Here is a 9,497-nt window from a genome sequence, read left to right on the forward strand (position 1 = left end):
CGATCGATCACGTACGTCAGCACCGTAACCGCTGCGCCTGCAAAGGGGCGACGAAGGAAGCGCAAACGCCCGCCGAGAGTACGGGGTTGTGCGGCGGGGGGCGTGCGCGGCGGCCGGGTGCGGCGGGTGTCAGCGGGCGGTGGACGCGGTCCTGCGGCGCACCGCGAAGATCGTCGTGTCGTCCCCCAGGTGACCGCCGCAGTGGCGCAGGGTGCCGTCGCGCACGAGGCGCACCAGGCGGCCGGGCTCGGCGGCGCGGGGGTCCTCGGCGACCGCGCGGGCCACCTCCTCCAGCAGCGGGAAGAACTCGCCCGCGGCGTTGCGCGCCTCGACCACCCCGTCCGTGACCAGCAGCAGCGTCTCGCCGGGCGCGAGCGGTACGCGCAGCGTGGGCGGCTGCCCGTCGCCCAGGTCGGCCAGGCCCAGCGGGAGGCCCCCACCGGGCGGCAGGGACCGTGCTCCGTCGGCGGCGACCACCAGCGGCGGCTCGTGACCGAAGTTGACGACCTCGATGTGCGTGGGGTCGTCGGGCGGGAAGCCGGCCAGTACGGCGGTGGCGAAGCGGTCGCGCTCGTCCCGGCCGGCGTCCGCGCCGTAGTGGATGTGCCGCACCATCCGGGTCTCCAGCCGGTCGGCGATGGTCCGCAGGGCGGGTTCGTGGTACCCCGCCTCGCGGAACGCGCCGAGCAGTGCCGCCGCGGCCTCGACCGCGCCGAGGCCCTTGCCCTGGACGTCGCCGAGCAGGACACGGGTGCCGTGCGGCCCGGGCTGGATGTCGTAGAAGTCGCCGCCGACTCGGGCGACGCTGTCGGCGGCGAGGTAGACCGCGGCATGGTCGAGGCCGCCCCAGCCGGCCGGCAGCGGACGCAGCACCGCGTGCCGGATGGTCTCGGCGATGTCCTGCATGTGCAGCATCCGCTGCTCGCCGCGCACCCGGACGGCGCAGGCCAGCACCGCGAGCACGCTGCCCACGACGACGAGGATGAACTCCGGCAGACCGACATGGAACTGGTGCGGCCAGGCGTGGTCCTCCAGCTCATAGGTGAGGACGGCCAGGACGGCGATGGCGATCGTGCCCCACAGCCCGCAGATCGCGGCGGCGATACCGGGGACCAGCACGACCCAGGAGATGATCCGGAACCTGCCGGTCGTGTACCAGTCGACGGTGGCGATGGCGACGAGCAGCGCGAGCGGCGGCACCCAGGCGACGCTGTGCCCGCGCACCCGCAGCAGTTGCTGCCGCCGGAGCAGGGTGTCTGCGGGGGCGAGCCGGCTGCCGGCAAGGGCGCGCGGCCGGCCGCGCGGGTGTTCGCCGGACCTGCCGGTCTCGGGGCCGGGTGCGTACGCGGAGCCGGCCGCGCCGTCGGGCGCGAGGTCGTCGGGGACGGAGCCGGGGGGCAGCGGCATGCCGCCCGGACGGGCGCGCCCGTGCCGCCGGCGTGCGGATCCGCCCCGGCCGCCCGGGCTCTCCTCCGGCCGGTTGTGGGGTGGTCGCCTGGCGGACACCCTCGCTGCCGTCCGTCCGTCAGTGGGCGACGGGCATGCGGACGCGCGCACGGGTGCCCCGCTCCAGCTCGTCGACGAACGCGGCCGCGTGGTCCTCGGCGCTGATGCGGCCGGTGCCGTCCGCGTCGGTCGGCAGCCGGTCGCCGTCCGCCCTGAACGCGCCCGTGGCCTCGCCGGGGCCGATCCCGGCGGCGGGGGAGACATGCGTCCGGTCCGGGGCGGGTGCCGTTGCCCGGTACGCCGCGGGAAAGCCGGGCTGCTCGCACAGTCCCTCGCCCGGCACGGCCTCCGGGCTGCCCGCGCCGCCGGCCACCGGGTTCCGCGGTGGCGCGCCCGTACTCCCCACCGCGGCGGCGATCCGGCTGCCCGGCATTCCCGTCGCCCCGAACAGCACGATCCTCATGAGCCCCAGCGAAACACGGCCCCGCGGGCCGCGCATCCCGACTTGCCGACCGCTCCGGCCAGGTGTGCGCTGGTGAGCGGGGGCGAGGAGAGAGAGGAGTGCTCCCATGGCTCATGCGGCACCCCCGGCGCGGACCGCCGCACACGTGCCCGTCACCACCGCCGGCACGCCCGTCACGGCCTACCGTCCGCCCGATGTCTTCGACCGGCGCGCGCACACGGTGGCGAGGGTGGCGGGCTCCGTCGCGCTCGGGCTCGTCTACGGCTACTGGGCCGCGGCCAACCGGCGCTCCGGCGGCCCCATCACCGGCTGGAACGTGTTCTTCGGCCTGGTGTGCGCGGTCGTGTTCGCGGCACTGTGCATCGGGCTGCTGCGGGTGGCACCGCGGCTGGGACGCGTGGCCCACGCGCTGCTGTGGGCGGTGTTCACGGGCATCGCGCTCGGTTTCCTGTACAGCCAGACCGGGCACAGCGTGCTGCGTTCGTCCGGTGTCTCGCTCGCGGTCGGCGTGGTCGTATTCCTGTTCGACTACTACCGCTACTACACGCCGGACTACCCACGGCAGCGGGCGGGCTGAACTCCGGCTCACCCGCCCACGCGGCGCACAAGGCCCCGGAGCGACGGCCCACGACGACGCCCGGGGCCTCATGCGTCTCCCTCACTCACCCGCCGCCCGGGATGCGCTCCCGGGAGCCGGCCGATGAACTCTCCCACCACCAGGTAACACCCGTTCGGAGGAACGCTCCACCGGAGAGCGCCGCCGGGCCCGCGGCAGGTGCCACGGCCGCCGACCGCACCGCAGGGCTCGTCATGTCCACCCGTTTGCAGGCCATGGGCTCGCCCGCGGCGTCCGGGCGGGTTTCGCTGGTGGCGTGTCTCGACGTGTCAGGGGCGTCCTCGCCGCCGTGCTGGTCGGCCTCGCGTGTCTGCTCGCACCGCTCGGCGTGCTCGCCGCATGGGCGAAGTACGGCATCGAGGACGGCGCCCGCTACGCCGCCACCACCGCCCCGCTCGCCTCCGACGACCAGGTCCGGGACGCCGTCGCCGGCGCCATCACCGACGGCATCATGCGCGAGGTGCGTGTCGGCCCTTCCCTGCGGGGCTCCATGCACGCCTTCGTCCACGAGGCGGTCCGCTCGTTCACCGGCACCCCGGCGTTCCGCTCCGCCTGGGACACCGCGAACCTCAGCGCCCACGATGCCGTGATGCGGGCCCTGCACGGCGACGCCGACAGCCCGGTCACCCTCGACCTCGCCCCCGCCGCCGCACGCATGAAGCGGCAACTCGTCGACGAGCACGTGCCGTTCGCGGGCCGCATACCGGTCGCGCACACGAAGATCACCCTGCTGCAGTCGGAGGACCTGGTGAAGCTCCGGAAGGGGTTCCACGTGCTCGAAGTCGCCGGTTTCTGGCTTCCCGTCACCGCTGTGTGCCTGGCCCTGGCCGGTATCGCGCTGTCCGTGTGCCGCCGCCGGGCCGTGCTGGCGACCGGGCTCGGCACGGCGCTGGGGGCTGCGCTGCTGGGCGTCGCGATCGCGGTGGGCCGCCGGATGACGCTCGACGGCCTTCCCGAGGGCGTCTCGCACCCGGCCGCGGCCGCGATCTACGACGCGCTCACCGGGACGCTCCGCACCGTGTCGTGGCTGCTGCTGGCGCTCGGCCTCGCGGTCGCCCTGGCCGCCTGGCTCACGGGTGTGCACGCGCGACGGCGGCGAGCGTCCGCAGGGCGCGCTCCAGTTCCGGGGGAGCGGCCGACGCGAGCCCGAGCCTGACGCAGTCCGGGGCGGCGCCGTCCGCACCGCGCCCACCGGCCGCGAAGGCCGGTCCCGGTGTCACCGCGATGCCCCGCCGCGCCGCGGCCGCCGCGAACACATCCGCGCGCCAGGGCCGCGGCAGCCGCCACCACGCGTAGTAGGCCCGGGGGTCGGAGCGCACGGCGAAGCCGTCGAGGTGCCGCGCCACCAGCCGCTGCCGCGCCCCCGCGTCCGCCCGTTTCGCCTCCACCAGGCGCGCCACGGTCCCGTCCCCGATCCACCGCACGGCCGCTTCCAGGGCGAACCGGCCCGCCGTCCACCCGCCCGACCGCAGCGCCGCGGCCGTCTCCTCGCCGTGCCCCTCCGGCACCACCAGGAACCCGACGGTGAGCCCGGGCGCGACCCGTTTGGACAGCCCGTCGACGACGTAGGTGCGTTCGGGTGCGCGGGCGGCCAGGGGCTCCCCGCCGTCGGGCCCGCACAGGAACGACCAGATGCGGTCCTCGACGACGGGCAGCCGCAGGTCCCGTACCGTGTCCGCCAGCCGCCGCCTGCGCGCCGGACCCATCGTCACCGATGTCGGATTGTGCAGCGTCGGCTGGACGTACACCGCGGACAGCGGCGTGGAGCGGTGCGCGGCGGCGAGCGCGTCCGGGCGCAGACCCTGCTCGTCCATGGCGAGCGGCACCAGGACGGCGCCCAGGCGCGCCGCGATGTCCTTGACCAGCGGGTAGGTCAGCCACTCGACACCGACGCGGCCCCCGGGCCGCACCAGGGCGGCGAGGGCGCCCGCGACGGCCTGCCGTGCGTTGCCCGCGAACAGCAGCCGGTCCGGTGCGGGCCGCCAGCCGCCGGTGGCGAGGAGCCCGGCGGCGGCCTCGCGTGCGGCCGGCGTGCCCACGGCGGGGGCCGGGCGGGTCGCCTCGGCCAGCACATCGGGCCGCAGCAGCGGCGCGAGACCGGCCGCCAGCAGTTCCGGCTGGCCGGGCGCGGACGGGTAGTTGAGCTCCAGGTTCACCGGCGCCGTCGTCGCCGGTTCGGCGAGCGCCTGCCCCGAGGGCATCGGCGAGGCCCGCACGAAGGTGCCGCGTCCCACCTCGCCGACCACGAGCCCGCGCCGCACGAGTTCGCCGTACACCCGACCTGCGGTCGACGCCGCGATGCCGTGCCGCCGCGCGAACTGCCGCTGCGGCGGCAGCCGTTCGCCGGGGCCCGGTCGGCCGGCGGCGATCTCCGCGGCGATCCGGTCGGCAATGCGCCGGTAGTCCTCCATCAGTCCTCCGTCGTCCCGCCTTCGGGTTGCCCCCGGATGCCGTCGAATGCCCCTTGGATCGCACGATTACACGATTGCACCGAGAGCAAAGATCTTATTGCACCGAGCAGTGGGCCCACCTAGGGTCATGCCCATGGCATCCTTCCTCGCCTATGAGGACAAAGGCACCGGTACCGGCCGACTGCCCCTCGTCCTGGTCCACGGCCACCCCTTCGACCGCACGATGTGGGCCCCGCAGCTCACCGCCTTCGCCCGCACCCGCCGCGTGATCGCACCCGACCTGCGCGGATACGGCGCCTCCCCGGTCGTCCCCGGCGTCACCCCTCCGGCGCGGTTCGCCGACGACATCGCGGCACTCCTCGACGACCTCGGCGTGGAACGCTTCGTGCTCGCGGGGCTCTCCATGGGGGGCCAGATCGCCATGGAGTGCTGGGCCCGGTTCCCGGAGCGGATCGCCGGGCTGGTCCTCGCGGACACCTTCCCGCAGCCGGACACCGAGGAGGGCAGGCGAGCCCGGTACGCGACGGCGGAGCGGCTGCTGCACGAGGGCATGCGCGGCTACGCCGACGAGGTGCTGTACCGGATGGTCGCCCCGTACGCCGACGCGGACGTGGCGGCGCACGTCCACCGGATGATGACGGCCGCGCCCCCGCGGGGCGCCGCCGCGGCCCTGCGGGGCCGTGCGGAGCGGCCCGACTACCGCGATCTGCTCACCCGCGTGACGGTCCCGGCGCTGGTGGTGGTCGGCGAGGACGACACGTACACGCCCGTCGCGGACGCGGAGGCCATGCACGCGGCCCTGCCCGACTCGACGCTGCACGTCGTCGCGGGCGCGGCGCACCTGCCGAACCTGGAGCGCCCGGAGGAATTCAACAAGGCGCTGGGGGAGTTTCTGGCGCGCCTGGACGCCTGACACAGGGACCCGCGGTCACCCGTTCGGCTCACGCCACCGGGCGCCTCACCCGTCCGCCGGGTGAACCTACGGGTGAACGTCCCGTCCCGAGGAGGCGACCGCCATGGTCCAGCACACCGCACCCACCCCACACCCGAAACACGCCGCGTGGACGACCGGCAGCACGGCATTCGCCGGGGTCCTGATGATGGTCGGCGGCATCATCGGCGTGCTGAACGGCATCGCGGGCATCGCCACGAACAACGTCTACGTCCGCGTCGGCGGCTACGTGTACGAGTTCAGCCTCACCACGTGGGGCTGGATCCACCTCGTCGTCGGCGCCCTGGTGGCGATCACGGGCTGGGGCGTGCTCCAGGGCATGGAGTGGGCCCGCTGGGTGGGCGTGGGCCTGGCGGCCCTGTACATGATCCTCTACTTCATGTTCCTGCCGTACGCCCCGGTCTGGTCGGTCATCGCCATCGCGATCGGCGCCTTCGTGATCTGGGCGCTGGTGACACCGGAGCGCACCACGGCGGCGCGGTAGGCGCTTTTGGCGCTGCCGAACCGCGGCGGGCTCGGCCGAGCCCGCCGGCCCCCCGNNNNGGCCCCCCGCCGGGGCAACCGTTCTCCCCCGTCTCCCCGTCCTTGAGGGAGGATCGGGCACCAGCCCACGGAGGGTCTCCCAGGACTTCTCCGCGAACTCGGCCCGCTTCCTGGACATCGCCCGCGCCGATCACCGCGCCCTGGTCGTCGGCATCACCCTCCACGAGAGCGGCTGAGCCACCGGCCGGGTACGGCGGCGGGGGGCGCCGTCCGGGCGCAAGCGCCCCCCGCCGCCGTACGCACCGCAGCCGCTACATCCCGATGTCGCGGCCGTCGGCACGCCACACCGCGACCACGGCGGGGCGGACGATCTTCCCGGGTCCGTCGGGCCAGGTACTGGCCGGCGCCTCCACCGTGGCGCCGTCGACCTCGCCCGGGTGCTGCACGGCCACCAGCACGCGGCGGTCCTGCACGATGGGGCCGCAGGTCTCCGCGCCGGTGGGCACGGTCAGGAACTGCTTGAGCTCACCACGCCGTTCGCCGCGGGTGGCGACGCCGAAGAGGCCGTCGTGCGAACCGAGCCGGTTGCCGTCCGTGGAGATCCACAGGTTGCCGTGCGGGTCGAAGGCGACGTTGTCCGGGCAGGAGATGGGGCTGACCCGGTCCTTCGGGAACCCGGCGAAGTAGGTGGCGGGGTCGGCGGGGTCGCCGGCGACCAGGAACAGCGACCAGGCGAACACGGTGGACTCCGGCCGGTTCCGGCCCTCGGTGAGTTCCAGGATGTGGCCGTGCTTGTTGGCGTTGCGCGGGTTCGCCTCGTCGGCGGGCGCCTGACCGCTCAAACCCCGCTTGGTGTTGTTGGTGAGGACGACGTACACCTTGCCGGTGTGCGGCGAGGGCTGGATGTCCTCGGGGCGGTCCATCTTGGTGGCCCCGGCCTTGTCGGCGGCGAGCCGTGTGAACACGAAGACCTCTTCGGCACTCATGCCCTCGACGTGGGACACCGCACCGTGCGCGGTGGCCGTGGCGAGCGGGATCCAGGTGCCGGAACCGTCGAACTCCCCGTCACCCGGGAGCTTTCCGCTTCCGTCGATCTCGGAGGCGGGCGAGTCCCCCGTGAGCTTGGCGACGTAGAGGGTCCCCTCGTCGAGGAGCGAGAGGTTGTGCTCGCGCACGGCCCGGGAGCCGCCGTGCCGCATCCGCTTGCTGCCGACGAACTTGTAGAAGTAGTCGAACCGCTCGTCGTCCCCGGAGTAGACGACCGGCCGCCCGTCGTCGGTGAGCCTGACGGTCGCCGCCTCGTGCTTGAACCGGCCCAGGGCGGTGTGCTTGCGGGGCGTGGAGTGCGGGTCGTACGGGTCGAACTCGACTACGTACCCGAAGCGGTGCGCCTCGTTGGGCTCCTGGGCCAGGTCGAAGCGGCGGTCGAACCGCTCCCACTTGCGCCCGGTGCCGGACGTGCCGATGCCGTACCGCTTGTCGGTGGCGCGGCTGCCGTTCGCGAAGTACTGGTTGAAGTTCTCCTCGCCGTGCAGGGTGGTGCCCCACGGGGTGGTGCCGCCGGAGCAGTTGTTGAGGGTGCCCAGGACCGTGCGGCCGGTCGGGTCGGCGGAGGTCTTCAGGAGGTCGGACCCGGCGGCGGGCCCGGTCAGGCGGAACTCGCTGGTGGCGGTGAGGCGGCGGTTGAGGGGGTGGCGCGGCACGGCCGTGAGCCGGCCGGTGTGCCTGTCCTCCTCGACGACGACGGCGCCCAGGCCGTGGGCCGCCCAGGCCACCTCGACCTGCTGCCGGGTGGGGTTCTCGGGGTCGTAGTCCCGGAACATGAGCACCTCGTCGGTGTACTCGTGATTGGCCACGAGGAGCTGCCGGTGGCGCTCGCCCGGGAGCGGGAGCAGGGCGAGGAAGTCGTTGTTGTACCCGAACTGGCCTGCCTGGGCGGCGGCGGTCTGGTTCTCCGGGTCGAAGGCGGGGGCGCCGCGCAGGATCGGGTCGCCCCAGCGGATGACGACGTTCTGACCGTAGCCGTCGGGGACGGTGACGGCGTCGGCGGTGTTGGGGGCGACGGGGGCGAAGCGGAGACCGCGGGCGGCGCCGGTGCGGGAGGACGCGGCGGCCTGCGCCCGCGCGTCGGCGGACGCGGTGGCGGCCCGCGCCTGCGGGGCCTTCGCGACGGCGGCGGCACCGGTGGCGGTGGCGACGGTGACGACGGCCGCGGCGCGGAGGGCGGAGCGGCGGCTGAGGGCTCCGGCGATGACGTCACCGACGTAGTCGTTGGAGCTGGTGTTGGGTACCTCGTGGAAACAGGCGTTGCCGCACCGGAAGCGGCAGGTCAGGGCGGACCGCCCGCCTGGGTGCGCGGCGGACGATGTTGTGATCAGCGGCAGCTGCTTACGCACTTTACTCTCCCTATACGATCCCTTGGCGTGGACGTGACGCTAGGTGTATGGGAGTGCAAGCGCTGGGCGGATGGATGAACTGTAGGTGAACCAGGGGAATCCGTAAGGGTGTTGAGGTACCCCGTCGGCGTGGCGCGACCTGCGGGAGTGAATTCTTCGGTCACGGTGTGGGTGACGGAGGCGATGCGGTCTTGACATCGGGCGTGTCCGATGATTGAACCCTCCCCAAGATCGGCACCTGTGGCCGCTAACCTTACGTGTCCGTCCTGGCCAGGGATTGACGGGCATCACCTCACGCGAAGGGTTGCGCACATGGGCATTCTCACTCTCCTGCGGAACGCGTTCGGCCGCTCACGCAAGGGTCGTACCGCCGAGGGGGAGCCCTCGCGCGAGACGGCCACGGACACGACGCCCACGGAGGCGACGGTTCCGGCTCCGGCGACGGAGCCGGCCGCGTCGGCGTCGGCGTCGGCGGGGTCGGCGTCGGCGTCGGCGGGGTCGGCGTCGGCCGAGATCCCGGCGCAGTCGTCCGGCCGGACGACCGACGAGCACGATTTGGTGGCGGCGGCGTTCGACAACGTGACGGTACCGAGGCAGGGCACGCCTGCGACGGCGGAGCCGGTGACGGAGCCCGATCCCGCGCCGGCGGCGAAGGCGGAGGCGGAGGCGGAGCCCGAGCCGGCGGCCGAGGCGACGGCGGAGGAAAAGGCGGAGACACCGGAGCCGGCGG

At 74.1% G+C, this 9,497-nt stretch carries 8 protein-coding genes and 1 pseudogene; 5 read left to right on the plus strand and 4 right to left on the minus strand.

The window, feature by feature from the left end; genetic code table 11:
* Window positions 1–129: 129 nt before the first annotated feature.
* Both ACFSL4_RS23765 and ACFSL4_RS23770 read right to left on the minus strand, forming a co-directional pair.
* Complete coding sequence (locus tag ACFSL4_RS23765) at window positions 130–1,407, minus strand: PP2C family protein-serine/threonine phosphatase (RefSeq protein ID WP_381086456.1); 1,278 nt, start codon at window positions 1,405–1,407, stop codon at window positions 130–132.
* Window positions 1,408–1,525: 118 nt separating this feature from the next.
* Complete coding sequence (locus ACFSL4_RS23770) at window positions 1,526–1,909, minus strand: NAD(P)-dependent oxidoreductase (RefSeq protein WP_381086459.1); 384 nt, start codon at window positions 1,907–1,909, stop codon at window positions 1,526–1,528.
* 106 nt (window positions 1,910–2,015) lie between these two features.
* On the opposite strand from ACFSL4_RS23770, the gene ACFSL4_RS23775 reads away from it, so the two are divergent.
* Both ACFSL4_RS23775 and ACFSL4_RS23780 read left to right on the plus strand, forming a co-directional pair.
* On the plus strand, window positions 2,016–2,486 hold the full coding sequence (locus ACFSL4_RS23775) for a hypothetical protein (protein ID WP_381086461.1): 471 nt from the start codon (window positions 2,016–2,018) through the stop codon (window positions 2,484–2,486).
* Between the two features lie 295 nt (window positions 2,487–2,781).
* Window positions 2,782–3,681, plus strand: a complete 900-nt coding sequence (locus ACFSL4_RS23780) for a hypothetical protein (RefSeq protein WP_381086464.1) — start codon at window positions 2,782–2,784, stop codon at window positions 3,679–3,681.
* Here the strand turns inward: ACFSL4_RS23780 and ACFSL4_RS23785 are convergent.
* Entirely contained in the window at window positions 3,596–4,936 is a 1,341-nt protein-coding gene (locus ACFSL4_RS23785; protein WP_381086467.1) for an aminotransferase-like domain-containing protein, read from the minus strand. The genes ACFSL4_RS23780 and ACFSL4_RS23785 overlap by 86 nt on opposite strands.
* A gap of 133 nt (window positions 4,937–5,069) precedes the next feature.
* Between ACFSL4_RS23785 and ACFSL4_RS23790 the strand changes: the two genes are divergently transcribed.
* Window positions 5,070–5,849, plus strand: coding sequence for an alpha/beta fold hydrolase (locus ACFSL4_RS23790; protein WP_381086470.1), 780 nt, complete (start codon window positions 5,070–5,072; stop codon window positions 5,847–5,849).
* A 103-nt stretch (window positions 5,850–5,952) separates the two neighbouring features.
* A complete protein-coding gene (locus ACFSL4_RS23795) occupies window positions 5,953–6,372 on the plus strand; it encodes a DUF7144 family membrane protein (protein WP_381086473.1) in 420 nt (139 codons plus the stop codon).
* 310 nt (window positions 6,373–6,682) lie between these two features.
* Here the strand turns inward: ACFSL4_RS23795 and ACFSL4_RS23800 are convergent, their stop codons facing one another.
* Window positions 6,683–8,767 (minus strand): PhoX family protein, encoded by a 2,085-nt coding sequence (locus tag ACFSL4_RS23800; protein ID WP_381086476.1) that lies wholly within the window; start codon window positions 8,765–8,767, stop codon window positions 6,683–6,685.
* 312 nt (window positions 8,768–9,079) lie between these two features.
* Between ACFSL4_RS23800 and ACFSL4_RS23805 the strand changes: the two are divergent.
* Window positions 9,080–9,497 (plus strand): annotated as a pseudogene (locus ACFSL4_RS23805) (VWA domain-containing protein); the annotation flags it as partial.

The sequence above is a fragment of the Streptomyces caeni genome (assembly GCF_042678285.1).
GTDB classification, from domain to species: domain Bacteria; phylum Actinomycetota; class Actinomycetes; order Streptomycetales; family Streptomycetaceae; genus Streptomyces; species Streptomyces caeni.